Annotated in this window: 24 protein-coding genes and 1 pseudogene; 3 read left to right on the top strand and 22 right to left on the bottom strand. The window is 63.7% G+C overall.

All coding sequences use genetic code 11. The features are described 5' to 3' along the window. Nucleotides 1-45: 45 nt before the first annotated feature. Complete coding sequence (locus FJ973_RS23520) at nt 46-1,479, bottom strand: DHA2 family efflux MFS transporter permease subunit (protein WP_140557938.1); 1,434 nt, start codon at nt 1,477-1,479, stop codon at nt 46-48. 19 nt (nt 1,480-1,498) lie between these two features. On the opposite strand from FJ973_RS23520, the pseudogene FJ973_RS23515 reads away from it, so the two are divergent. Both FJ973_RS23515 and FJ973_RS23510 read left to right on the top strand, forming a co-directional pair. Continuing rightward, nucleotides 1,499-1,745: pseudogene (locus tag FJ973_RS23515) on the top strand (ornithine cyclodeaminase family protein); the annotation flags it as partial. Beyond that, on the top strand, nt 1,694-2,179 hold the full coding sequence (locus tag FJ973_RS23510; protein ID WP_246675935.1) for an aromatic amino acid lyase: 486 nt from the start codon (nt 1,694-1,696) through the stop codon (nt 2,177-2,179). The pseudogene FJ973_RS23515 and the gene FJ973_RS23510, both read left to right, overlap by 52 nt. Here FJ973_RS23510 and FJ973_RS23505 read toward each other — a convergent pair. The 9 genes from FJ973_RS23505 to FJ973_RS23465 form a co-directional block, all read right to left on the bottom strand. Then, the gene (locus tag FJ973_RS23505; RefSeq protein WP_140557936.1) at nt 2,144-2,944 is read right to left on the bottom strand and encodes a 3-methyl-2-oxobutanoate hydroxymethyltransferase; all 801 of its coding nucleotides are present in this window, start codon (nt 2,942-2,944) and stop codon (nt 2,144-2,146) included. The genes FJ973_RS23510 and FJ973_RS23505 overlap by 36 nt on opposite strands. A gap of 48 nt (nt 2,945-2,992) precedes the next feature. Continuing rightward, the gene (locus FJ973_RS23500; protein WP_140557934.1) at nt 2,993-3,304 is read right to left on the bottom strand and encodes a MocE family 2Fe-2S type ferredoxin; all 312 of its coding nucleotides are present in this window, start codon (nt 3,302-3,304) and stop codon (nt 2,993-2,995) included. 28 nt (nt 3,305-3,332) lie between these two features. Continuing rightward, nucleotides 3,333-4,415: a fatty acid desaturase family protein gene (locus FJ973_RS23495; RefSeq protein ID WP_140500160.1), complete on the bottom strand. Its 1,083-nt coding sequence runs from the start codon at nt 4,413-4,415 to the stop codon at nt 3,333-3,335. 85 nt (nt 4,416-4,500) lie between these two features. Beyond that, complete coding sequence (locus FJ973_RS23490; protein ID WP_140499885.1) at nt 4,501-5,682, bottom strand: aldose 1-epimerase family protein; 1,182 nt, start codon at nt 5,680-5,682, stop codon at nt 4,501-4,503. 4 nt (nt 5,683-5,686) lie between these two features. Continuing rightward, nucleotides 5,687-6,463, bottom strand: coding sequence for an ATP-binding cassette domain-containing protein (locus FJ973_RS23485; RefSeq protein ID WP_140499887.1), 777 nt, complete (start codon nt 6,461-6,463; stop codon nt 5,687-5,689). Nucleotides 6,464-6,465: 2 nt separating this feature from the next. Next, nucleotides 6,466-7,485: an ABC transporter permease gene (locus FJ973_RS23480; RefSeq protein ID WP_181170941.1), complete on the bottom strand. Its 1,020-nt coding sequence runs from the start codon at nt 7,483-7,485 to the stop codon at nt 6,466-6,468. Nucleotides 7,486-7,528: 43 nt separating this feature from the next. Then, nucleotides 7,529-8,473 (bottom strand): substrate-binding domain-containing protein, encoded by a 945-nt coding sequence (locus tag FJ973_RS23475; RefSeq protein ID WP_140557933.1) that lies wholly within the window; start codon nt 8,471-8,473, stop codon nt 7,529-7,531. Between the two features lie 55 nt (nt 8,474-8,528). Continuing rightward, nucleotides 8,529-9,443: a sugar phosphate isomerase/epimerase gene (locus FJ973_RS23470; RefSeq protein WP_140499891.1), complete on the bottom strand. Its 915-nt coding sequence runs from the start codon at nt 9,441-9,443 to the stop codon at nt 8,529-8,531. A gap of 26 nt (nt 9,444-9,469) precedes the next feature. Beyond that, nucleotides 9,470-10,582, bottom strand: coding sequence for a Gfo/Idh/MocA family oxidoreductase (locus FJ973_RS23465; RefSeq protein ID WP_140557931.1), 1,113 nt, complete (start codon nt 10,580-10,582; stop codon nt 9,470-9,472). A gap of 459 nt (nt 10,583-11,041) precedes the next feature. On the opposite strand from FJ973_RS23465, the gene FJ973_RS23460 reads away from it, so the two are divergent. Then, nucleotides 11,042-12,070 (top strand): LacI family DNA-binding transcriptional regulator, encoded by a 1,029-nt coding sequence (locus tag FJ973_RS23460; protein ID WP_140557930.1) that lies wholly within the window; start codon nt 11,042-11,044, stop codon nt 12,068-12,070. Nucleotides 12,071-12,121: 51 nt separating this feature from the next. Here FJ973_RS23460 and FJ973_RS23455 read toward each other — a convergent pair whose 3' ends face one another. The 12 genes from FJ973_RS23455 to FJ973_RS23400 form a co-directional block, all read right to left on the bottom strand. Continuing rightward, a complete protein-coding gene (locus tag FJ973_RS23455; RefSeq protein ID WP_140557928.1) occupies nt 12,122-13,141 on the bottom strand; it encodes an aliphatic sulfonate ABC transporter substrate-binding protein in 1,020 nt (339 codons plus the stop codon). A gap of 36 nt (nt 13,142-13,177) precedes the next feature. After that, nucleotides 13,178-14,077, bottom strand: a complete 900-nt coding sequence (locus tag FJ973_RS23450; protein WP_140557926.1) for an ABC transporter permease — start codon at nt 14,075-14,077, stop codon at nt 13,178-13,180. A 12-nt stretch (nt 14,078-14,089) separates the two neighbouring features. After that, the gene (locus tag FJ973_RS23445; RefSeq protein ID WP_140499899.1) at nt 14,090-14,926 is read right to left on the bottom strand and encodes an ABC transporter ATP-binding protein; all 837 of its coding nucleotides are present in this window, start codon (nt 14,924-14,926) and stop codon (nt 14,090-14,092) included. A gap of 13 nt (nt 14,927-14,939) precedes the next feature. Beyond that, entirely contained in the window at nt 14,940-15,266 is a 327-nt protein-coding gene (locus FJ973_RS23440; RefSeq protein ID WP_140499901.1) for a ferredoxin family protein, read from the bottom strand. Next, a complete protein-coding gene (locus FJ973_RS23435) occupies nt 15,263-16,888 on the bottom strand; it encodes an FAD-binding protein (RefSeq protein WP_140557925.1) in 1,626 nt (541 codons plus the stop codon). Before FJ973_RS23435 ends, FJ973_RS23440 begins: the two co-directional genes overlap by 4 nt. A 27-nt stretch (nt 16,889-16,915) precedes the next feature. After that, on the bottom strand, nt 16,916-17,512 hold the full coding sequence (locus FJ973_RS23430) for a thioredoxin family protein (protein ID WP_140515885.1): 597 nt from the start codon (nt 17,510-17,512) through the stop codon (nt 16,916-16,918). Between the two features lie 246 nt (nt 17,513-17,758). Continuing rightward, nucleotides 17,759-18,208, bottom strand: coding sequence for a DUF126 domain-containing protein (locus FJ973_RS23425; protein WP_140557923.1), 450 nt, complete (start codon nt 18,206-18,208; stop codon nt 17,759-17,761). After that, nucleotides 18,205-19,455, bottom strand: coding sequence for an aconitase X (locus FJ973_RS23420; RefSeq protein WP_140557921.1), 1,251 nt, complete (start codon nt 19,453-19,455; stop codon nt 18,205-18,207). The genes FJ973_RS23425 and FJ973_RS23420 overlap by 4 nt, the downstream gene beginning before the upstream one ends. Nucleotides 19,456-19,513: 58 nt before the next feature. Next, nucleotides 19,514-20,578, bottom strand: coding sequence for an ABC transporter ATP-binding protein (locus FJ973_RS23415; protein WP_140515891.1), 1,065 nt, complete (start codon nt 20,576-20,578; stop codon nt 19,514-19,516). Further along, nucleotides 20,578-21,366, bottom strand: a complete 789-nt coding sequence (locus FJ973_RS23410) for an ABC transporter permease (RefSeq protein WP_140521546.1) — start codon at nt 21,364-21,366, stop codon at nt 20,578-20,580. Before FJ973_RS23410 ends, FJ973_RS23415 begins: the two co-directional genes overlap by 1 nt. Then, nucleotides 21,366-22,235 carry an ABC transporter permease gene (locus tag FJ973_RS23405; RefSeq protein WP_140521545.1) on the bottom strand — a complete coding sequence of 290 codons (870 nt, stop codon included), beginning with the start codon at nt 22,233-22,235 and terminating at the stop codon, nt 21,366-21,368. Before FJ973_RS23405 ends, FJ973_RS23410 begins: the two co-directional genes overlap by 1 nt. 65 nt (nt 22,236-22,300) lie before the next feature. Further along, on the bottom strand, nt 22,301-23,362 hold the full coding sequence (locus tag FJ973_RS23400; RefSeq protein WP_140499914.1) for an ABC transporter substrate-binding protein: 1,062 nt from the start codon (nt 23,360-23,362) through the stop codon (nt 22,301-22,303). Between the last annotated feature and the right edge of the window lie 27 nt (nt 23,363-23,389).

The raw sequence follows: 23,389 nt of genomic DNA, 5'->3' as shown, positions 1-23,389 counted from the left end.
GGCGAAGATGGAATTTAACCCTGCGGTGGATGGGAAAATTCGATTTCAGTTCCCGGCCATGTGGCCGGAAACCTCGGCGCCGGCGGTCCTCGGCAACACCAGGAAACGGAACGACGCCACCAGCCCGATGACGCCGATCACCAGGAAGGTGACTCGAAAATCGACGAGGTCCAGCGCCGGCTGGGCCCTGGCGATCTGCGACAGGTTGAGGATCGCCGCAGCTATCGCCACACCGAACAGCATTGCCACCTGCTGCAGCATCGAGGACAGGGTCGCCGCCGAGCTGCGCTGCGCCGCGGCGATATCGGCGAAGGCCAGCGTGTTCAGCGCCGTGAACTGCATGGAACGCGACAGGCCGGCGATCAGCATCAGCCCCACCACGAGCGCCTGCGGCGTCTGCGGCGAGATCGCCGCGCAGGCCATGATCGATGCGGACGCAATGACGCCGTTGACGACCATCACCGAACGAAAGCCGAAGTGGCGCAGCATCGGCGTCGTCACCGTCTTCATCCCGAGATTGCCGAGGAAATAGGCCAGGATCATCATGCCGGCATCGACCGGGCTCATGCCAAAGCCGACCTGGAACAAAAGCGGCAGCAGGAACGGCGTGGCGTTGATCGCGACGCGGAATATGGTGCCGGCCGCAAGCGTCGAGATGGCGAAGGTCAGCACCTTGAACGAGGACAGGTCGAGCAGCGGATGGGGCGCGCGCCGGAGATGCCGCACCGCCAACCAGCCGATGACGATCCCTGCCGCGACCAGCAGCACCGTCGGCAGCACGCCGTCGTCGGGATGCGCGATACGCTCGAGGCCGCAGAGAAGGCAAGCAAGTCCCGCCGATGTCAGGAAGAAACCCGGCCAGTCGAGTGGCTTGGGATCGGCTTCACGGTCACCGGGGATGAAGCGGGCGACCAGCGCCAGCCCGATCAGCCCAAGCGGGATGTTGATGAAGAAATTCCAGTGCCAGGAGAGATATGTGGTGATGAAACCGCCAAGCACCGGACCAACGACAGGCGCGAACAGCGCCGGCCAGGTGATGAGCGCGGTTGCGTTGAGCAGTTCCGATTTTGACGCGTTGCGCAGCACTAGGATGCGGCCGACCGGCGTCATCAATGCGCTGCCCAGCCCTTGCGCGGCGCGCGCCGCGACGAACTCGGTGAGATTCTCGGAGAAGCCGCAGGCGAGCGAAGCCAGCGTGAACAGTGCGATCGCCATCAGGAAGATGTTGCGCGCGCCGAACCGGTCGGCGAGCCAGCCCGACAGCGGCACGAACACCGCCATGGTCAGCATATAGATGGTGATGCCGATGCTCATCGCCACCGCCGGCACGCCGAAGGAGGCGCCCATCTGCGGCAGCGACGTCGAGATGATCGTCGAATCCAAGAGCTGCATGAAGAAGGCAATGGCGACAATCAGCGCCACACGCCGCGAATTGCTGGCTGGGTCGGCTGAAGCTTCAATCTCGGGAATGGCAGTCATGACGGACCGCTTTGAACAGCATTTGACCGACGGCGTCCAGATCCGTGTCCATTCGCGCCGGCCGGAAAAGCCGCGACGGCTTTGCCGCCAGGCTCTCCACCGATCTCGGCAAGCCGGTCAAGGCTGTGGCCGACTGGCAAAGTTGCGTCGAGGGCGCCGACATCGTCGTCGAGGCCTCGCGGCTGCCGAAGCCGCAGCCGCTGCTGAAGACCGATTGGATCAAGCGTGGTGCGCTGGTCGTGCCCTATGGCACGATGAGCGCGGTCCGAAATACCTGTCGCCGGTCGGCGGCGCATCGGCCGGCTTCGTGCCGCTGCAGAAGACGGTAACATCGATCCTGGCCGCCATCCGCCACAAGGCCAATCCGGTGATGCTCGATTTCCTGCCCGTCTCCGAGGGCGTCGAGGACCATGCCACGCAGACGCCGCTGGCCGTTTCGAAATGCGCCGCCATGATTGCACTGTGGCGCCGGTTGATCGCCTTCGAACTGATGGCGGCCGCCCAGGTCGTCGATCTGCGCGACGGGCTGACGCTGGCGCCGCGCACAGCCGCTATCCATACGGTGATACGCGCGCTGGTGCCGGCGCTGAAGGAGGATCGGCCGCTCGGCATCGAAGCCGAAGCGCTGCATACAGCGCTTGCCAGCGACAGATGGCAGCCGACCTTAGCCCCGACCGACCTTGTCCAGGAACAGGCGTAGCTCGGCCGGGTCCATGTGCACCACATGCCTGTCCTCGGGATAGACGCCGCTGTTGACGTCGGCGACATATTCGGAGAATGCAGCCACCCGCTCCGCCTGCAACCGATCATATTCAGCGGCGAAGTTGCGATAGACCTTGGAGTGTCGTGGCATGTGGCCCCGATTCTGCCCGAGGATATCTTCGGCGAACAGATATTGCGCGTCGCAACCGGTGCCCGCGCCCATCGACAGCATGATCAGCGAGGTACGCTCGGAGATCGCCTTGGCGACCTCGACCGGCACCACTTCGATTTCGGCGCCGATGGCGCCGGCGGCCTCGAGCTGTTTCACCGCTTCGAACACCTGCATGGCGGCGCCGGCGGTCTTGCCTACCGCCTTGAAGCCGCCGGTCCACGTCGCGCGGGATGGAATGAGGCCGACATGGCCGATGACGGGGATGGCATCGTCCGCCATGCGCTTGATGGTGGCGTAGCCCGCGCTGCAATAGACCGCGTCGGCGCCGGCCTTGTAGAGCCGGAAAGCCCAACGCAGGAAATCATCCGATGTGCCGATTTCGTAGAAATTGTCTCCCGGCATGGTGAACAGGCTCGGTGCCGCATCGCGGTATTGCGGGTTGAGCACGAGTTCCGGCGGCACGGAGACGATATCGACCCCTGCCCGCTCGGCAGCTTCCGCTTCGTCCAGGGTCAGCACGCGCAGCATCGTCAGCTGACGCTTGCCCTTCATGGCGCGCAGGTCGGCAACGGTCGGTCTCTTTCGGCTCATAAACGTCCCTCTTTTGCTTGCCGCGGTGCCGGATCGGTTTGCCGCGCTTCAGATCTCGATCATCACCTTGCCAGCTTCGATCTTCACCGGATAGGTCGCAAGATTGACGCAGACCGGCGCGCCCTTGGCCTGGCCGGTCTTATAGTTGAAGCGGCCATTGTGCTTTGGACATTCGATGATGTCGTCCATCACCAGCCCGTCGGCGAGATGTGCCTTCTCATGCGTGCAGAAACCGTCGGTGGCGAAGAATTCATTGTCCGGGGAGCGATAGATCGCGAAGGTTCGGCCACCGTGGTCGAATCGGATGACATCCTCTTCCTCGACATCGTCCACCGCACACGCTTCAATCCAATCGGCCATCTCTGTCTCCCGCAAGCATTCGCGCCCCTTATTCAGCCGCCGCCGACATGTCGAACTCATGGAATTCGCCGCGATAGGGCCTGGCCGTCGGCGGCAGCTCGCGCTTGAGGTAGTAGTCCTCGTATTTCAGCTGCCTGAGCAGGACCGGCCAGACCTCGCGATAGGCATGCCACATCGACGGGTTCGGCACGGGCAGGTCGTGCTTGATCAGCTCATGCAGCCTGGGCAGCGCATGATAGGGCACCATCGGGAACATGTGGTGCTCCACATGATAGTTCATGTTCCAGTAGATGAACCGGCTGATCGGGTTCATGTAGACGGTGCGCGTGTTGAGCCGGTGGTCGACGACATTGTCGGCCAGCCCGATATGCTGCAGCAGGCCGGTCGTCACCATGTGCCAGGTGCCGTAGAGGCGCGGCAAACCAATCAGCACCACCGGTATCCATGACCTGAGGACGACCGCGACAGCGATCGTCGCAATGTACACGGCAACATGCCACCGCGCGGCCGTCACGGCCTTTGCCCATTCCATTTCCGGAACATAGCTCTTTTCCTCGTCGGACAGCTTGCCGAAAGCCTGGCGCACGAGCGTCGGCAGCGAATAGCGGAAATCGAGAATGCCGGTGAAGGCCAGCGCCGCCTTCAACAGGTCCGGCGGCCGCATGACGGCGATCTCGGCATCGCGGCCGACGATGATGGTGTCGGTGTGGTGGCGGGCATGGCTCCAGCGCCACTGCACTGGATTGCGCATCAGCATGAAGGAGGCGATGTGGTACACGACATCGTTCATCCAGCGCGTGCGGAAGGCCGTGCCATGGCCGCATTCGTGCCAGCGCGAGTCGCTAGACGAGCCGTAGAGCACGCCGTAGATGAATAGGAACGGCACCACCCACCATGAGCCCCAGAACCATATGATGCCGGCGGCCGAGGCCAGGATCGCAACAATCCAGATGATGGTGTCGCGGATCGCCGGCCCGTCGGAACGCTGCATCAGCTCCTTCATCACCTTGCGGGGGACATCGGTGTGGTACCATTCGGCGGAGGCCAGGCCGGTCTCAATCGCGGCCCTGGTGCTTTCACCGACCAGGCTGTAATCCCGCTTTTTTGCCATCGTCTTCACACGGGCCTCCAAACTTCTCGCACCGCTCGCAATCCGGCCCGCCGGCCGGAGGGCTTGCTTTGAATACATGTCGCGCTCATGCCGGGCCCGCCAGTCTCCGGAAATTGCCGGAGGGCCGAGGATAATCCTGTTCGGGCTGGCGGGCGATTGCCGCAATCCTGGCTTCGGCGCCGGCGATAGCTTCCCTGCCGTCCAGGACCCGGAACACGGCATCGTAGGCGCGGCCTTCGTCATGCTCCAGCCAGATCATCTCGCCGCGTTCGCGCGCGGCGAGATCGCCGAGCACATGATGCGTCGATGGCTCGATGCCCAGCGCATAGTGTCCGGCCTGGAAATTCTGCCATTGATAGGCGCAAGGCAGCTGGTCTTTCCGCGTCACCATTTCGAAGCCGAGGCCGAGCCGGTCGTTGACCACCGCCACTGGTACCTCGCCCTTTCCATCGGCGTCCATTTCATGCTGCCAGACCTGTTCGCTGAACCCCATTCGCGGTTCCGGCACGGTGCGGTAGCCGACCTTCTGCGCCTCATAGCGCTCGCCGGCATGGCCGGCCCACACCACGTCGCGGATTGGCGCAAGGTAGCGTGAGCCCTCGTCAAGCAGGGGATGACTGACATTCACATGGTAGAAATACATATGCGGCGTGCGATTGAAGCCATGGTTCACGACGCGGTCGGACAGCCGGATCTCGTTGCCGCCGACATCCGCCTCGATCCGCCGGATCAGATGCAGATCCTCGCCGAATACCGCCGATTGCTGGACGATGCCTTCGGCCCACAGCACGCAGCGGTCGCCGTCCCACGCCTCACCGTAGCCGGTCAGCCGCGCCGGGATGGTGCCGACACGGCCATGCAGCGAATGGATCACGGTCTTCTTGCCGGGATAGTTGTAGTTCTCGGCCGGCACCTCTTCCCGACCCAGTATATGGTCGAGGCCGCAGGTGACCAGCAAACCGGAAAAGGAGCGCGCCCAGGCCAGCCCCCCTTCCCCCTCATAGTCGTGAAGACCGGGGTTGCGAAAACCGCCCGGCGAGTGCCAGCCGATCGCCTGGCCCTTGAAGTCGCAATCGGCGATGTCGAGCGCGCGGTCGACGAGTGCGGTGAAGCGCAGGCCGGAGCCGGTGCGGAACTCCAGCATGCGGACACCGCGCTCCACCCCGTCGCCGAGCGTCATCAGCCGCACGCCGGCGAACTGCGACAGCATGCCGGAGCGTTCCGAGACCTGCCGGCGCGAGAGCGTCTTGCCGTAAAGCTCTACCATGCCGTCACTGCGCCCTCTTCATCAGAGCCGACAGGTCGGCGCCGGTGATGATGCTTTCCACGGTCAGCAGATCGGTATCGGCGACCGTCTGCTCGGCAACGATCTCGCCGCGGCGCATGACGATGATGCGGTCGGCAACCTCGAACACGTGATGGATGTTGTGGGTGATGAGCAGCACCGAATGGCCGGCCTGACGCATCTCCTTGACGAAGCGCAGCACGCCATGGGTTTCCTCGACGCCGAGATTGTTGGTCGGCTCGTCGAGGATGATCACCTTGGCGGCGAACTGCATGGCCCGCGAAATGGCGATCGACTGGCGCTCGCCGCCCGACAGCGTTGAGACCAGCGCGTCGGCGTCGAGTTTCTTCGAGATGCCGACGCGCTTCAGCAGGGAGGAGGCAGCATCGCGCAGCTTGGCGAGATCGAGCGGCGCAAACACGCCCAACCATTTGAAATTGACCGGTTCGCGGCCGAGGAAGAGGTTGCGCGCGATACTGAGATCCGGCGCCAGCGACGTATCCTGGTGGATGGTCTCGATGCCGAGATCCATCGCGTCGCGCGTCGAGCGGATCGAAACCTTCTGCCCGCGCACATAGATGTCACCGCGATCGACCGGGAAGACGCCGGAGATCGCCTTGATCAGCGTCGATTTGCCGGCGCCATTGTCGCCGAGCAGGGCCACTATCTCGCCTTCTCTCAGCGTCAGCGAGGCATTCTTCAGCGCGCGCACGCTGCCGAAGGATTTTTGCAGGTTCTGCAGCCGAAGCACTTCTTGCATCATAGTCAGCTCCTTGCCGCGTTTTTCTGCAGCAAAGCATGGAGGATGAGCATGGCGAGGATGATCACGCCGACGAAGATGTTGTAGGCGAGGCCGGGCACGCCGACGAGCACGATGCCGTTACGGATGGCGCGCAGCATCAGCGCGCCGACGATGGTGCCCAGGATGGTGCCGCGTCCGCCGGTCAGCGCCGTGCCGCCAACCACCACCATGGCGATCACTTCGAGCTCATAGCCTGTGCCGGCCACCGGCGAAGCGGCCGAAATACGAAAGGCGCTGATCATGCCGGCAAGCCCGGCCAGCACCGAGGTGGCGATGAACAGCCATATCTTGACGGCGTCCGCCGGCACGCCGCGGGCCACTGCCGCGTTGCGGTTGGAACCGATGGCGCTGATCCAGTTGCCGAGCTTGGCATAGCGCAGGACGTAGATTGCCAGCAACGACAGGCCGATGAACCACCACAGCGAGGTGTAGAAGCGGAACGAGCCGATATTGAAGCTGCCGGCAAGCAGCGTCACGAAGAAGCCAGGCTGGTCCCACGACTTCAGCGGGAAACCCTGGGTGATGTAGAGGGCCGCGCCGCGCACGATCAGCAGCATGGACAGGGTCACCAGGAATGACGAGATGCCGATCTTGGTGACGATCACCCCATTGATCGCCCCAATCGCGATGCACAGTAAAAGTCCAGCCAGAAGGGCGACGCCGATATCCACCCCGCCGTTCTGCACCAGAAGCATCACGACCACTGGCGCCAGGCCGAATACGGCACCGACCGACAGGTCGAACTCGCCGGCCGTCAGAAGCAGCGTCATGCCGAGCGCGATGATGCCGAGCTCGGGCAGGAACGCCATCATGTTGGAGATGTTGAGCGGCGACAGGAAATTGCCGTCCGCGATCGCGAATACCACGAGAAGGACGACGAGGATGATGAACGAGGAAAATTGCGGCGAGCGCATCAGCCTCGACCTGCTCCTGGCGCTTGCTGCGCCCTCTTCCGCGGTGACTGCCATGACGTTCTGAACCATGCTGTTTGCAGGCGCCCGCCGCCGGCGCGGCGGGCGTCCATTTTCACTTCTTGTCGTAGAGTTTGAGGATCGGCTCGACGCTCGACGCGTCGTAGAGACCGAAAGTGTGGATGTCGTAGCCGATTGGCTCGCCCGAGGCGGCAAGCCCGAGCAGTGCTACCGGCATGAAGCCCTGCGCCGATGGGTACTGCCAGGCCGCAGCGTTGACGAAACCGTCCTGGACGGCTTGCGCCGTCTCCTTCGAATTGCCCCAGCCGACGACCGGGATTTTGCCTGCCGGCACGCCGGCGCCGTCGAAGACCCGCTTGACGCTGGCCGCCACGGAATCGCCGAGCGCGATGATCGCCGGCGGATTGTTGGCAACCATATAGTCGGTCATCTTGGCGATGATGCCGGCCGGATCGGTGCCGCAATCAACCACGTCGTACTTGATGCCGAGCGGATCAAAGACGCTGGCGATGCCTTCGGTCTCGAGCTGCTGATAGCTGGCGCCGGGGACTTCGACCGGCAGGAAGACCTTATCCCCCTGCTTCACCATCTTGTGGTCGACAAGATACTTTGCCCAGATCGCCCCTGCCTCCTTCAGGTCGGCGCCGACATAGGCCTGCCGCCCCGTCGCCGGGTCGTCGGTGTTGAAGAACACGATCGGGATGCCGGCGGCCTTCGCGGCCTTGACCTCCTCGGTCCACAGGCCGGGCTGCGCCGAGGTGGTGGCAATGCCGTCGGGCTTGGCGGCAAGCGCGGAATTGAAGGCTTCCTTCTGCGCCGCCATGTCGCCGCCGCTGAAGGAGATCTTGCAGGTCACCTTGAGCTGGTCGCAGGCCTTGGTAGCGCCGGCGTTCCAGTCGATCCAGAACGCATCCGACGGGCCGCCATGCGACAGTAGATAAAAGGTCTTCTGGCCGTCCTGTGCCTGCGCGGCCGACCCGAACGCGATGCCGGCAAGCACAGTCGCGGCGGCCGCCAATTTCAATGCAAATTTCAACATTGCTTTCCTCCTTGTTTGGAGCCGTGCCGCCATGCACAGGCGGCGCGGCCGGCCGTCACAGGCCGTTGGCGCGGAACTTCCCGTCGAGGAATGTCTTGGCGCGCGGCACGTCGTCTTCCGACAGGTGCTCGATGATGACCGGAATGTTCGGGTGCTTCTCGGCAAGCCGCTGAAGATAAAGGTCGTAGTTGAGCGAGCCGAGGCCGGGCGCCGGCAGTTCGATCTCGCCGACGCCGCGGAAGGTGTGGCTTTCCATGGCATCCTCATCGCCGATGTCGGCGTGCTTTTCCGACTTGTCGCTGCCCGAGCGCTTGACGTCCTTGGCATGCGCTATCCTGATCTTGTCCGTCAACGTGTCGAACACCTGGTTCAGGATCTGGTCCATCCGGTCGATGTTGTGCGTCTCGAAATAGTTGGTCGGGTCCATCAGCAGGCCAAGGCCCGGGTGATCGACCTGCGCGAACATCTTGACCGTCTCCTCGACCGAGCCGACGACGTTGTTGACATAGGTTTCGAGCAGGAAGACCGCGCCATGGTCATAGGCCGTCTGGGCAAGATCTGATATCACCTTGCGGCATTCCTCGAACCCCTCCTCGGTCTTGTTCTTGGGGTGGTGCACCCAGTCGGATTCGGTGTTGTAGGTGCCGGTTTCCGAGATCACGTAGGGCGAGCCGAAATGGCGGGCGTTGCGGATGATCTCCTTGAGGTAGCCGACGCGCTTGTCGCGCTCTGCCTTGTCGGGATGGATGATGTTGGTGTAGCCCGACACGCAGCAGACCGGCAGGTTGTGGTCGCGGAAGACATCGCGCACGGTCTTGGCCTTGTCCTTGGTGATCTGCCCGGCGGACAGGTCGATATCCCTGAAATGCAGGTCGAGCTGCACCGTGTTGAAACCGAGCCCGCGGATCTTCTTCGCCGTCTCTTCGAGGCCGTACGGGAAATAGCCCGTGAAAATGCCTGCCTGCATCATGGTGTGAATTCCTCCCTGTAAGCGATTCAGTTACCAGTGATTTCAATTGATCGGGTTGTCGAGATTTCGGAAAGCTTGACCGTGCGGCCCGAAGCGATCGAGCGATAGCCCGCCTCTACCAGCGCCATGGTCTTGACGTTGTCGGCGACGGAAAGCGCCGGTGGCGTGCCTGTCTTCACGGCGTGCTGGAGTTGTTCCATCACGCCGATGAAAGCATGCGGGAACCACATCGTGTCCCAGCTTGGGCTGACCCACTCGCCATCCGTCGTCTCGGCCGAGGCATAGGTGAGCGTCGAGGCCGCACCGGTCGGCCAGCCGATCGTGCCCTTGGCGACGCCCTTGGTGCCGTCGACGCGCCAGTTGATGTGCTGGTCGTCCTTGTAGCCTTCTTGCCGCGGACCGGACCAGACATCCTCCAGCGACACGGCGAGCACGCCGGACGGGAAGCGCAGCGTCGAGACGGTGATGCCGTCGGTGTGTTCGAAAGTCGTGCGCGGATCCTTGCGCGTCAGAGTGGTGATCTCATCGGGATCGCCGAACAGGAAACGCAGCACGTCGAGATGATGCACGCTCATATTGGCAAGCGTCAGCCGGTCGTACTCCTCGAGGAAGCCTTGCCAGTGCGGGATCGCATGCATGTCGATCTGCGCGAAGACGACGTCGCCGAGCGCGCCGCTGTCGATGATCTGCTTCAGCACGCGCATCGACTGGTCGTAGCGCATGTTCTGGTTGACCGAGAGGATCTTGCCCGCCTTCGCCGCCTCGTCGCGCAGCTTCACCGCTTCCTCGACCGACAGCGCCAGCGGCTTCTGCGCCAGGATCGCCTTGATGTGCTTCTGCTCCAGCGCGTGGCGGATCAGCGCCGGCTGCTGGTCCGGCGGGAAAGCCAGGTCGATGATCTCGACTTGCGGATCCTCGATTAGTCGTTCCGGCGTGTCGTGGACGGTCGGAATGCCCCAGCGCGTGGCGACCTTCTGCGCATTCGCCCTTGTACGCGAAGCGATCGCCACGACAGGAAAGCCTGCTTCCTTATAGGCCGCGAGATGGCATTCGGCCATGATCATGCCGGCGCCGACGCAGCCGATCTTGAATTCCCTGGTGCGAACCTTCACGTCCGGCTCGAAGCCTTTGCCTGCCATGTCTTCCTCCCAGAATTCTGTCTTCGCGGCCGTCGTCATCTCGCCAACGCGCCTCCAGATGCTGGCAACCGGAGCCGCGGCATGCGGATCGGATCAGGCATTGGAATTCCCTCCCTCGGGGCCAATGTTTCCTCCACGAGCCCATGAGGGATATTGACGGCAGTCACGGAAGGCTGTCAACATCATGAATAATCAAAACACCTCACAATCTAGCAGAAAGGCGAAGGAATGCGTCATACCGGAATCCATACACCGCTCCTGATGCCTCGATTTGATGGGAAATCTATCTTCCCACGGCGATGCGATCCTGCCGGGCGATCTGATTTAGCCCGGCGGCTTGCGCATCGGCCAAGGCCGGATACATCATTTCCCATCAGAATCGCGGATGGCGAAGAGCAGTCGCCACCCGGCCGGCGGTCGGCATTGCGTGATCCTGATGCATTGAGGAGATGAAAGACGGTGCGTTCCACCCTGACTGACATAGCCCGGGAAGCCGGCGTTTCCGCCGCCACCGTCGACCGTGTTCTCAACAACCGTCCGGGGGTGCGGGCGCGCACGCGCGAAATCGTGCTCGAAATGGCGCAGCGTCTTGGCTACATCGCCGAAGGCGCGAACGGGGCACCTCTCAAGCCCTTGTCCGGCGATGTCATCCGGCTCGACTTCGCGCTGCCGGCCGGCACCAATTCCTTCATCAAGATGCTGCATCGCCACATCGAAGCCCAAGCCTTGGCGCGGCCGGATCTCGATGTCCATATCGCCACCATTGAGGGTTTCAATCCCGACCGGCTCGCACGCCTTTTGCAGGATCTGCGCGGCCAGACGCAGGGCGTTGGGGTCATCGCGCTCGACCATCCAACGGTGCGCGAGGCGATCCGCTCGCTGTCGGCCAACGACGTCAAGGTGGTGACAATCGCCTCCGACATCCTGCATGTGCCAAGGGTCGCGTATATCGGCATCGACAACCGCGCCGCCGGGCGCCTGGCCGGCTATCTGCTCAACCGTTTCATGGGGTCGGAACGTCCTGGCAAGGTGGCGCTGTTCGCCGGCTCGCTCTCCTATCGCGGCCATGAGGAACGCGAGATGGGATTCCGGCACATATTGGCCGAGGAATCGCCCAATCTGGAGATTGTCGAAATGCGCGAGATGCTTGACGACCGCGAAAAGGCCTATTCGGAGGCATCAGCCCTTCTGGAGCGGCACCCCGACCTGGCCGCGATCTACAATGTCGGCGCGGGCAACACCGGCATTGCCCGCGCGCTCAAGGAGCGCGGCCGTGCGATATCGATGGTTTTCCTCGGCCATGAGGTAACCGAAGGCACCAAGGAGCTTCTGCTCGACGGCACGCTCGACGCGGTCATCGACCAGAACCCGCGCGTCGAAGCGCGCGAAGCGCTCAACACCTTGACCCATGCGGTCCGGAGACTGCCTTACGAATTGCACCAGCCGAGGCTCCAGGTGATCTTCAAGGAGAACATCCCGGAAATCTGACACTCTCTGAAATGGAGCGGCGCCGGAACCCCTGCCCGTTCAGCACGCCCACTACTGGACGGCCGCGACTTCCGCGCCGGCCGCGTCGACAAAGCTCTTGTCGATCCATTTGCCGTAGTCGATCGAGCCCTTCAAAAGCCCGGCACCGGCCATGAATTTCTCTTCGCCCTTGAGCGCCTCGATCGCATCGTCGGTCAGCCTCGGATCCTGGTGAAAGACGCCGTCCGCATAGGTCTTGCGTACCGATTTCTCCGACGACTTGGTCGCCTCGACGAATGTCTTGATCGTCTCGTCGGGATGGGCATCGGCCCAGCGCGAAATCTCGATGTCGACCTTCAGCAGCCGCTTGACCAGGTCGGGATATTTCGCCGCGAAGGCGCCGTTGACCGAAATGACGTTCGGCACGTTCCATTCCGGATGGGTGCTGGTGTCGAAGAGCACCCGTGCCTCGCCGGTGTCGACCAGCTTGGCCGCGGTCGAATCCGTTTCGACGAGGGCGTCGATGTCGCCGCGCAGCAGTGCCGGGCCGGATGCCCCGAAAGGCAGGTTCAATCCCTCGACATCACCGGTCGTCAGGCCGACGCTGTTCAGCGCCTTGCTGAAATTCGAGTGCCGCACCGTACCGGTGAGATAGGCGACCTTCTTGCCTTTGAGGTCCTGCAGCGTCTTCAGTGGAGAGTCGGATTTGACCACGATATACGAGCCGCCCGACCGCACATAGCTCGACAGGCCAATCAGCTTGACATCGGCGCCGGAGGCGGCGACGCGCAACGCGGGATTGTTGCCGGTATAGGTGAATTCGATGGCGCCTGTCGCAAGCGCCGTCGTCGCCTCGGAGCCGCCATTGAAGGTGACAAGTTCGACCTTGATGCCGTCTTTGGCGAACTCCTTTTCCCACCAGCCGTCCTTCTGTGCGAGGACGAATTTGAGGTGCCCCGGCGCGGTGCTGCCGATGCGGATGAATTCGGGCTTGTCCTGCGCGAAGGCGGGCATGCCGCCAAGGCCGATGACGACGGCAATGGCGCCCTTCAGGAACAGCCGGCGAAATCCGTCGAATGCAATGTTGGACATGAGGAAAATCCTTGCTGATTGGAATGAGTGAACGGCTCAGATGAGCGAGGACTCGGACTGGCCTTTCCAGGCGGTCGCCCAGCGCTCGAACCAGACGAGCAAATAGTTGACGGTGAGCCCGATGACGGTCAGCGTCAGGATGCCGGCATACATGTCCGCCGTTTCCATCATCAACTGCGAGTTCTGAATAAGGAAACCGAGGCCGGATTTGGCCGCCAGCATCTCGGCGCCGATCACCGCGAACAGCGACGACTTCACCGCCAGCCTTGCGCCGGCGACAACAGAGGGGATGCTGGCCGGCAGGATAACCTTCCGGAACAGGTCGAAGTCGGACGTACCCATCGAGCGCGCCGCCTTGATCAGCAGCGGATCGACCGACTTGACGCCGCTGATCGTGTTGACCAGCAGAAAGAAGACCGAGGAGTAGAAGGTGATCGCCACCTTCGATTCCTCGCCGATGCCGAGCAAAAGGATGAACACCGGAAGCAGCGCGAATTGCGAGGTGTTGCGCAGCGTCTGCACAAGCAGGTCAGAGACCTTCTCGAACAGCGAGTAGCGCCCCATCAGCAGGCCGAGCGGAATGGCCACCACCACGCCGAGAGCGAAGCCGATCGCAGCGCGCTGCAGGCTGATGCCGATATGTTCGACCAGAACGCCCGAGGCGAGCAGGTTCCACCAAGCGACCAGCACCTCGCTCAGCGGCGGAAAGAAGATGCGGTTCAGCCAGCCGAGCCGTGGCGCGATTTCCCACACGAGAAAGAACAGGCCGAGCAGCGGCAAGCTGTAAAGGAAAGTCCCGTGGCTCGTCCCTTTGCGCCGGACCTTGGCACTGTGGGCGGTGATGGCCGGGACTCTTGCGGCGGCCGCCGTCTCGCCGGCGCCGGCAAACAGATGAAGAGCGCCGGCAGGGCCGAACTTTTCGGTAAGATAAGCCATGGCTCTACCTCCTCAATGACTGAAGGCTGGCGACAGCGTCCAGTCCTTTTGCGCCTTGTTGACCTCATCGCGCAGCGCGTCCCAGACGCGGCCGCGATATCCGTTGAATCCGGCGCTGGCGCGGATGTCCCCGTCGCGCGGCCGTGGCAGGTCGATGTCTATGATCTCCTTCACCGCGCCCGGCCGCGCCGTCATCACCACCACGCGGTCAGCGAGGAAGATTGCCTCGTCGATCGAATGGGTAACGAAGATCACTGTTGTCTTGATCTTGCCCCAGATCCGCAGCAACTCGCCCTGCAGGAGCTCGCGCGTCTGCTGGTCGAGTGCGGCGAAGGGTTCATCCATCAAAAGCACTTCCGGGTTGCTCGCCAAGGCGCGGGCGATCGCCACGCGCTGCTGCATGCCCCCGGAGAGCTGGTTGGGGAAACGGTCCTCGAAACCGGCAAGACCGAACAACGACAACAAATGGCGCGCCGTCACCGTGCGCTCGGCCTTGGCGACGCCACGCACCTCCAGCGCGTATTCGATGTTGGCCAGCGCCGTGCGCCAGGGAAACAGCGCATATTGTTGGAAGACATAGCCGGTCTTAGGATCCGGCCTGGTGATGCGCCGGCCGTCGAGCTGGACATCGCCGCCGCTCGCCTGCGTCAGCCCGCCGATGATGTCGAGCAGCACAGATTTGCCCGAGCCGCTCGGGCCGACCAAAGTGATGAACTCGCCTTTGCGGATCGAAAGATCGACGCCGTCGAGCACGGTGACGCGGTCGGTCTCCTCGCCGTCGACGGTGACGAACTGCCCCGGCTTGAGCAGAAAGGTCTTCTTGATATCGCTGACGACGATGCGGTCCATGTCCTGTCGCTTCCTATTGCGCCACGCGGATGCGGTGCGTCGGGTCGAATTCAGAGCCGCCGGCCTTGCCGCGCTTCCAGCCGAGCGCGCGGGCGTAGCCGCCGAACAGTTGACGTGCCTCGACCTGCGCTTCCGTGATGCCGGTCGGCCCCTCGGCGAACTCGGCCACGTAAAGCGCGTCGGTCGGGCAGTAGATTTCACAGAGAAAGCAGGTCTGGCAGTCGTCCTGACGGGCGATCACAGGCGCGCCGTCCTTGGTAGCGTCGAACACATTGGTCGGGCACACCTTGACGCAGATGTCGCATTCGACGCAGCGCGCGGCCGAGACGATCTCGATCATGACGCCAGCTCCGCCAGGCGCTCCGGCGCCCCGGCAATGCGGAAGTCGTCGACGCCGGTGATGACCAGCCGATGCGCGAGGGCCGGGTTCTTGCCCTGCAGATCGGTGCGCCGATGCATGCCGCGGCTTTCTGTCCGATGCAGCGCGGCCGCCACCGACCAGCGCCCCGCGGCGGCGATCGACGCCGCCTCGCGCGCGCGGACCCGGTCCACCCCTTCGCCCCGCAGATGGTCGCGCACGTCGCGCCAGACACTCTCCAGCCGCCCCCGGCTTTTCTCCAAGCTCTCGCCGTTGCGGAAGAAATTTTTGTCGAGCGGCGTCACCTCGTTGCGCACCGCCTCGATGACCTCGCCTGCAGCGATGTCGGCACGCGGCGAGGCCGCCGGGCGCAGGCCGGCCTGACCGAGTGGTTCGACGGTGTCGCGGAACGCCCTGCCGCCGCGACGCTTCGAATGGGTCGAGGCGCCCTTGCCCGCCCACCAGCCGCTGGCCAGCGCCCAGGAGGAATTGACGGCGCCGCCGCCCGATACCGCTCCGGTCATGATCTCGCGGCTGGCGGCGTCGCCTGCGACATAGAGGCCGGGCACGCCGGTGGCGCAGTCGTCGGAGACGATGTCGATGCCGCCGGTACCGCGTACCGTGCCTTCGGCGCGCAGGGTGATGCGGAACAGCTCGGTGAATGGATCGACACCGGCGCGGTCATAAGGCACGAAGCAGTTCGGCTGCCCTTGGCGCAACCAGCCTTGCAGCGCCGGCTCCGCCTGATCGAGCCGCGCATAGACCGGTCCCCCGATCAATGCGCGCGCCACCTCGTCCTCGCGGTCGCCGATGCCGTTGCGCAGCGGCTCACCGGCAGGGCCCAGGATCGGCGATCCATCCTCGCGATGGAATGAGGCCCAGCGGAACGGCAGCCCCTTGTTCAGCGAAGACCCAAAGGGCCCCAACGTGTATTTGCCGGTAAACTCCATGCCCGACAGGCTGGCACCGGCCTCCGCCGCCATCAGATAGCCGTCGCCGGTCAGTCCAGTCCCGCCGAGGATGCGCTCACGGAAAGCGCAGCCGCCGGTCGCCAGCACCACTGCGTTGGCGTCGACGCGCCAGTCCTGGCCGGCCTGCCGGCCGATACCGGCCGCGCCTACGACGGCATCGCCATCCGACAGGAGTTCCAGCGCCGGATGATGGTCGAGCACGGTAACGCCAGCCAGAAGCACACGGCGGCGCATGAAGCGCATGTAGTCGGGCCCGCGCAGATTCGCGATGTAGAGCCGGCCGTCATCCTCGCTTGGGAACGGATAGCCCCACTCGGAAAGCCTGAGCAGGTTGCGATAGGCCGTGTCGACGCAGCGCAGCATCCAGCGCTGGTCCGCAAGCTCGCCAGTGCGCTGCCAGCGTCGCTCGACCACCGCATGCCTGTTGTCGCCCGGCGGTACGCACCAGGTACCCGTATTGGACGGCGCGGTGGCGCCGCTGGTGCCGAGATAGCCCTTGTCGGCCAGCACCACCTGCGCGCCGCTTTCGGCAGCGGCGACCGCCGCCCAGGCTGCGGACGGGCCTCCGCCCAGCACGAGCACGTCGGTCTGGAGTTGCAGCCTGTCGGACGCGGATCTTTGAGGCATGGACATGGATGCTCTGCGAAGGAGTGCGAGGCGCTAAGCAGCGCGCGCAGCGCCCGAGAACCACGCCGGCTCATTGCCGGCGCTCCATTTGATGTTGCAGCCGATCGACGGCACCTGGCCGGCGGCGGGCCTGCCGCCCTCCAGCACCGCGTCGACCGCCGCGCGCAGGTCGTTACCCGTCACCGCCTTGCCATTGCCCGGCCGCGCATCGTCGAACTGGCCATGATAGGCAAGCCGCCGGTCGGCGCCGAACAGGAAGAAGTCGGGTGTACAGGCCGCGCCATAGGCTTTCGCCGTCTGCTGCGAGGCATCCTTGAGATAGGGGAAGGAATAGCCGAATTTCTCCACTTCCTCGCCGATGCGGGCCAGCGTCTCTTCGGGATGCGCCTCATGGTCGTTGGCATTGATGGCCACCACTTGCAGCCCCTTGCCCGCATATTCCCTGGCGAAAGCGGCAAGCTGCTCGCGGATCAGCACGACGAAAGGGCAGCGGTTGGAGATGAAGGCGACGAGCAAGGCAGGCTTTGCATCGAAATCGCCGAGCCGGTGCAGCACGCCTTGTGCGTCGGGCAGCAGGAAATCGGCCGCTTTGGTGCCAAGCTCGATCGAGTTGGATTCTGTCTTCGGCATCGATGCGCTCCCTTCTTGCTGCCGCTCAGACGGACCATGCCGTGCAGCGCCGGACGAAGTTAGTCTATGAATTTAGTAGAATTATAGGCTAGACAACCCGCCTCCGGTCAACCGCGCCGCTTGGAATATCGTGCCAATGTTTCGGGCCGGGCGAAAAGTTTGTTCGAACGGAAGGCCGTTTTGAAAGAAATGAGATTTGGCGGGGAGCGAAGCGCCAACTGCCTTCGTCGTCCGCGTCGAGCTTGGTCAGGAAACGGTTTCCTTGCGGACAATTGCCCTGTCATCCCCGCCGACGCGTATCGCGATCCGCTCGCCGGAAACAATGCCGTCAATCTCGCAGACCACCAGCGGCATGCTGATCCCGTAGAGAAATTCCGCGACGATGGCGCCCACTGCCAGGATCGGGTCAGGCCGTTCCAGGAGGATGCCGGCCGGCGCCGTGCCCCTGCGGATTGCCTCGGCCAGCACCGAGGATGAGGACGAGGAGCCGCGCCCGCTCGGCATGATCAGGATTTTCCCGGCGACGTTCTGGCCGAGGCCAGGATGCGAGTGATCCATTATGTCGCCTGTCGTGGCATCAACGCCGCCCCAGAAGCTCAGCGGTTTCGAGAATACCAACGCCCGGCCCTCGGCACTCCCGGCCAGTTGGAAGGTGCCGGATCGCTGGACGACGCCCGGTTCCACCGGCGCGGTCATGACGCGCCCCGCACGACATGCCCCACCGCGGCGGAGCGGATGCAATCCGCCATATCCGCGAACGCAACCGTCACGCCGATATTGCCCGGAGCGTAATGCGCCCATTTGCCGGAATTGGTCATCACCACGCCGTCGAGCCGTTCCAGAATCGCAGTGACATAGGTGCAGGTGTCGGCGACGGGGATCAGGCCGAACGCCTGTGTGCCATCAAGCGCGCCCTCCTCCTGCAATCGCGTCAGCGTCGCGCGACCGGTGTTGACATAGATCGGGATGCCCCTGCCCGGCGCGATGGCACGCAGCAAGGGCAGCAGGCGCATCCATTCCGCATGCGAGAAATGCGGAGTGCCCAGCGACACGGCCGCCAGCGGCGCCCCGTCGGGTACGCGCGACAGCCTGGCCAGTGCATGATCGATATCGGCGCGCGTGATGCGGATCGTCCCTTCCGGCGCTTGACCATGGAACGCCTCGTCGAGCGTTCCCGCTTCCGGCGTGATGCCGACCGCATGGAACAGCGCCACGGCGCCGGTAGTCGCTGCTGCCGCGCCCAGCGCCTTCAGCTGGTCCTCGTCGCGCGGCCGTGGCAGACCTGTGACAACCGGAACGCGATCGCCGCTGGCTTGCCCGATGATCAGTCCGACGCCGACGAACAGGGCGTCGCTCGGCTCTGGCTCAGCAAAGTTCAGCTCGAACAGGATGCGGCCGCGCCGGTTCTCGCTCAGATGCAGGCCCCAGGCCGGCGCGCGGCCCGTCATGGCGCAGCACAGGTCGATGAAATCGCCATAGCGGTTGGTGCGCGCGCCGATCACCGAATTTGCAAACACGATGGCATTGGATTCGCCCCAGGCGATCTGCTGCCCGAAACCTGGCCGGAACCGCGTCTGGTAGGGCGCGCAGGTGAAGGTCGCCTGGCAGCCGAGCTCGATATGCGCCTTCATCAGCCGCCGCGCCGGCGCTTCCTCCGCCGCCGGCATCTTCACCATGCCGGGATGGATGAGATCGAATGAGCCGACATTGAGCGTCGTCGGCACCTGCACGCGGCCGCCGCCCTCGACCAGCCGTTCGACGAAATCGAGCCCTGCCGTGCCATGGTAGAGGCAGCCATCGATATGGGCGCCGGCAATGTCGAGGAGGCTGTCCGCTCCGACGGCTTTGGAGAAGGCGACGAGGATCTTCATGGCCGCGGCCGCCGACGGCCCTTGCTCGCCGTCGAGCATGGATTGGTCCTCGGCAGTCAATTCCAACGTCATTGCCGCTCTGGCCCCTACTCGATCTTATGGCGCGAAGGAACGCCAGCAGTTCAGTGAACTACCCCGCAGGGATCAACACCGTGCTCTGCGGCGACCAGCGTAGTACGACATGCTGACCTTCCGCCAGCCTGTCAGCGCCGGTGTTCTGGACGATGACCTTCAGCGTCTGGCCGGCACGCTCGACAAAGTAGGTGCTGTTGTTGCCGGCGAAGATGCGTTTGGAAACCTGGCCCTTCAGTATGTTGGCATCGCCCTCCGAAGTTCCGGCATCAAGGGCAATCCGAATACGCTCCGGACGCACGGCGCAGCTTGCCTTTGCGCCGGCGGCAAGCCTGGCGCCGGCCCCGGCGGCGATCGTCGTGCCGTCCGCTAAGCGGATGCCGTTGCCGGTGGTATCGCCGCGAAAGATGTTGGCATCCCCGAGGAAGATGGCGGCGAATTCGCTTTTCGGCCTGTCGTAGATCTCCTCCGGCGGCCCTTCCTGCACCAGCCGGCCATCGCGCAAGATACCGATGCGGTCGCTCATCGTCAGCGCCTCTTCCTGGTCGTGGGTGACGAAAATGGTTGTGATGCCGATCTCGCGCTGGATGCGCTTGAGCTCGATTTGCATGTCGACGCGCAGCGCCTTGTCGAGGGCGCCGAGCGGCTCGTCGAGCAAAAGCACGCGTGGCTTGGTGACGATGGCGCGCGCCAGCGCGACCCGCTGGCGCTGGCCGCCGGAGAGCTGATGCGGCTTGCGACCGCCGAGCGAGCCGAGCTGAACGAGGTCGAGCGCGCGTTGCACCTCGGTGGCAATCGCCGCCTTGGCCTCGCCGCGCACCGACAGGCCGAAGGCGACATTGTCGGCGACGCTCATATTGGGGAACAGCGCGTAGTTCTGGAACACCATGCCGATGCGCCGCTTCTCGACCGGTACCCGCTCGACGCTCTCGCCGCCGATGGCGATGCGGCCGCTGTCGGGAAAATCGAAGCCGGCGATTTGCCTGAGCAGCGTGGTCTTGCCGCTGCCTGATGGCCCAAGCAGCGCGTAGAAGCCGCCATCGACGAAATCGATCGAGACGTCGTCCAACGCCTTGTGCGCGCCGAAGCTGCGCGAGACGTTTGATACCTGGACGCCCGCCATTATTTCTCTCCGCCGAATTTGAAGAAGCGCGCTGTGAGCAGCATCAGCGCCATTGACACCACGATTATGATGGTGGAGACCGCGTTGATCTCGGGCGTGAAACCCTTGCGGATCGCGGCGTAGATCTCGACCGGCAGCGTCGTCTGCCCCGGCGTCGCCAGGAAGTAGGACACCACGAACTGGTCGAACGACACGGCGAACGCAAACAAGCCGCCCGCGATCACACCCGGCATGATCCACGGCAGCGTAACCCGGTTCGTCACCTGCCACTGATTGGCCCCGAGCGAGCGTGCCGCCTCTTCCAACTCCGGCGCGAAGGTTTGCAGCCGGGCCGAGACGACGACGATGACATAGGGCAGCGCCAGCGCGACATGGCCGAGCAGGATGGCGAACAGGCCGCGTCCAATGCCGATGCCGAAGAAGAAGATCAGCATCGCCGTGCCGGTGATCAGCCAGGGAATGGCGATCGGTGGGAACAACAGCGCCTGCAGGAATTTCTTGCCGCGGAATTCATTGCGGTAGAGCGCCAGGGACGCCGCCGAGCCGAGCACGGTCGAGATGACCGTGGTGATAACGGCGATCTCGATGCTGTTCCAGGTGGCGGCGATGAGCTGGTCGTTCTGCCACAGCGAGGCGTACCATTCCGTCGTCCACTCGAACGGCAGCTGGTAGAATGGCGAGACGTTGAACGACATCAGCGCCATGATAATGATGGGCAAATACAGGAAGGCGAGCAGCACCGCGATATAGAAGCGGCCGAGCCACTCCAGGATACGCGTCGTCGCCATCACGCCACCCTCCGCAGCACCGGTGCGGCCAGCGCCAGAATGATCAGCACGACGGCCAGCAGAATGAAGGAGAGTGCGGCCCCCAGCGGCCAGTTGAACACGGCGACGAACTGGTCCTCGATCACCGTGCCGTAAAAGGTGCCGCTGCGGCCGCCGAGGATCCGCGGCTCCATGAAGGAGCCGACGACGGGCACGAATATGAGGGCCGCGCCCGCCACCAGGCCCGGCATCGACAGCGGGATGATGACCCGCTTCAGCACCTGCAGCCGCGAGGCGCCGAGCGAGCGTCCGGCCTCGAGCAATGAATCGTCGATCGCCTGCAAAGTGAGATAACAGGTCAGCACCATGTAGGGCACATAGGAGTGCACCAGTCCGATGATGATCGCCGGATAGGAATACATGAGGTCGATGTTGATCTTGAACGGCAGCACAGCGTTGAGCGCGGTGTCGAGAATGCCACCTTCGCGCAGAACCATCGCCCAGGAGAAGATGCGCACCAGCCCGTTCGACCAGAACGGCAGGATGACGAGCAGGAAGATCGCCTCGCGGCTGCGCCCCTTCAGCACCTTGGCCAGTACATAAGCCGCGGGATAGCCGATGACGATGCACCACAAGGTCACCTCGAGGCCGAGGCGCAGCGAGGCGAGCAGCAGCGTCAGGTAAAGGTTCTGCGAGAAGAAGGCGGCGTAGTTGCCAAGCGTGAACGCCCACGGCTTTCCCGTCAGCGGCAGGTCGGTCATGAACGAGAAGAACACCATGGCCGACAACGGCAGGAAGATCGCCACCGTCAGCCAGAGATAGGCGGGCGCCAGCAGCGGCAGTGCCGACCTCAGCCCGCCGCGCACTGCGACCGCACCCTCTGCTGCCATGCTATCCTCCTCCCCGGATTGGAAGGACCAACCGGCGCGAACGCCGGCTGGCCCTGGCGCGGGTTTTACTTCACGTCGACCTTGAGCTGCTGCCAGAGCGTAAGATAAGCTTCGCGCTGCGCATCGGTGATCGGAGCCTGGAACTGGATGCGCTTGGCGACTGTGGGATCACCCATCACCTTGCGGTTGAACGAATCCTCGGGCAACGCTTCCACCGCCTTGGTGTTGGCCGACACCGGTGCACCGACCTTGGTGACCCATTCGACATAGAATTTCGGATCGATCATGTAATTGATGAAGGCTTCGGCGCCCGCGACATTCTTGGAGCCGACCGGGATGGAGAAGGCGTCCAGCCAGGCGACGGCGCCTTCCTGCGGGATCACGAGCGAGACCGGCAGCTTGAAATGCGTCTTGGCGCGGTCGGCCGAACCGCTCCAATAGGTGCCGATGTCGATCTGGTTGGAAGCCACCATCTGGTTCCAGTCGTTCTCCGAGCTCCAGAAGGTCTTGATCTGCGGCATCAGCGAGGTGAGCTTCGTCTTGACCGCGTCCATATCCTTGATGTCGTTGATGTTCTGGCCCGTCGCGATGGCGCCGAACTGCACCGCCTCGACGGCGTCGTCGCGGATGACGACGCGGCCCTTGTGGGCGGGATTCCACATTTCGGCGATCGACGTCGGCGGCTTGTCGAAGGACTTTTCGTTGATGGCAAGGGCGGTCAGGCCCCACACCCACGGCACGCCATAGACCTTGCCGTCATGGTCGAGCATCGGCGAGTTCGCCTTGTCCTTGCTGATATCGGCATAGTTGGGCAGCTTGGAGGTGTCGATCGGCTGGATCAGCTTTTCAGCCATCGCCTGGTCGTTGAAGGCGGCGTTGATCATGACGACGTCATAGAGGCCGGGATTGGTGCGGATCTTGGTCAGCATTTCCTGTTCGGAATTGAAGAAGTCGTTGACCACCTTATGGCCGGTCGCCTTCTCGAAGGCGGCGATCGCCCATGGCTCGTCGGCGCCGTAGCCCTTCCAGTTGAGCACGTGCACTTCATCGGCCTTGGCGGCAAAAGTAAGTGCGGAGGTGAAGACGGCCGTCGCCGTCAGCAGGGCAGTAAAGTCAGGCATGCGCATGTTCGTTCCTCTCTTTTGTTTGCCCGC

It is taken from the genome of Mesorhizobium sp. B2-1-3 (genome assembly GCF_006442495.1).
In the GTDB taxonomy this organism is placed as follows: domain Bacteria; phylum Pseudomonadota; class Alphaproteobacteria; order Rhizobiales; family Rhizobiaceae; genus Mesorhizobium.
This window is presented reverse-complemented; position numbering and strand designations above follow the sequence as displayed.

Coding starts and splice junctions, on each gene's coding strand:
- FJ973_RS23405 (WP_140521545.1), bottom strand. CDS start 22,235: ATGGCAGCAGAGGGTGCGGTCGCAGTGCGCGGCGGGCTGAGGTCGGCA.
- FJ973_RS23520 (WP_140557938.1), bottom strand. CDS start 1,479: ATGACTGCCATTCCCGAGATTGAAGCTTCAGCCGACCCAGCCAGCAAT.
- FJ973_RS23485 (WP_140499887.1), bottom strand. CDS start 6,463: ATGATGCAAGAAGTGCTTCGGCTGCAGAACCTGCAAAAATCCTTCGGC.
- FJ973_RS23495 (WP_140500160.1), bottom strand. CDS start 4,415: ATGGCAAAAAAGCGGGATTACAGCCTGGTCGGTGAAAGCACCAGGGCC.
- FJ973_RS23470 (WP_140499891.1), bottom strand. CDS start 9,443: ATGATGCAGGCAGGCATTTTCACGGGCTATTTCCCGTACGGCCTCGAA.
- FJ973_RS23450 (WP_140557926.1), bottom strand. CDS start 14,077: ATGGCTTATCTTACCGAAAAGTTCGGCCCTGCCGGCGCTCTTCATCTG.
- FJ973_RS23410 (WP_140521546.1), bottom strand. CDS start 21,366: ATGGCGACGACGCGTATCCTGGAGTGGCTCGGCCGCTTCTATATCGCG.
- FJ973_RS23505 (WP_140557936.1), bottom strand. CDS start 2,944: ATGAGCCGAAAGAGACCGACCGTTGCCGACCTGCGCGCCATGAAGGGC.
- FJ973_RS23455 (WP_140557928.1), bottom strand. CDS start 13,141: ATGTCCAACATTGCATTCGACGGATTTCGCCGGCTGTTCCTGAAGGGC.
- FJ973_RS23430 (WP_140515885.1), bottom strand. CDS start 17,512: ATGCCGAAGACAGAATCCAACTCGATCGAGCTTGGCACCAAAGCGGCC.
- FJ973_RS23445 (WP_140499899.1), bottom strand. CDS start 14,926: ATGGACCGCATCGTCGTCAGCGATATCAAGAAGACCTTTCTGCTCAAG.
- FJ973_RS23435 (WP_140557925.1), bottom strand. CDS start 16,888: ATGTCCATGCCTCAAAGATCCGCGTCCGACAGGCTGCAACTCCAGACC.
- FJ973_RS23480 (WP_181170941.1), bottom strand. CDS start 7,485: ATGGTTCAGAACGTCATGGCAGTCACCGCGGAAGAGGGCGCAGCAAGC.
- FJ973_RS23420 (WP_140557921.1), bottom strand. CDS start 19,455: ATGACGTTGGAATTGACTGCCGAGGACCAATCCATGCTCGACGGCGAG.
- FJ973_RS23465 (WP_140557931.1), bottom strand. CDS start 10,582: ATGGCAGGCAAAGGCTTCGAGCCGGACGTGAAGGTTCGCACCAGGGAA.
- FJ973_RS23440 (WP_140499901.1), bottom strand. CDS start 15,266: ATGATCGAGATCGTCTCGGCCGCGCGCTGCGTCGAATGCGACATCTGC.
- FJ973_RS23500 (WP_140557934.1), bottom strand. CDS start 3,304: ATGGCCGATTGGATTGAAGCGTGTGCGGTGGACGATGTCGAGGAAGAG.
- FJ973_RS23475 (WP_140557933.1), bottom strand. CDS start 8,473: ATGTTGAAATTTGCATTGAAATTGGCGGCCGCCGCGACTGTGCTTGCC.
- FJ973_RS23415 (WP_140515891.1), bottom strand. CDS start 20,578: ATGGCGGGCGTCCAGGTATCAAACGTCTCGCGCAGCTTCGGCGCGCAC.
- FJ973_RS23425 (WP_140557923.1), bottom strand. CDS start 18,208: ATGACCGCGCCGGTGGAACCGGGCGTCGTCCAGCGATCCGGCACCTTC.
- FJ973_RS23490 (WP_140499885.1), bottom strand. CDS start 5,682: ATGGTAGAGCTTTACGGCAAGACGCTCTCGCGCCGGCAGGTCTCGGAA.
- FJ973_RS23400 (WP_140499914.1), bottom strand. CDS start 23,362: ATGCGCATGCCTGACTTTACTGCCCTGCTGACGGCGACGGCCGTCTTC.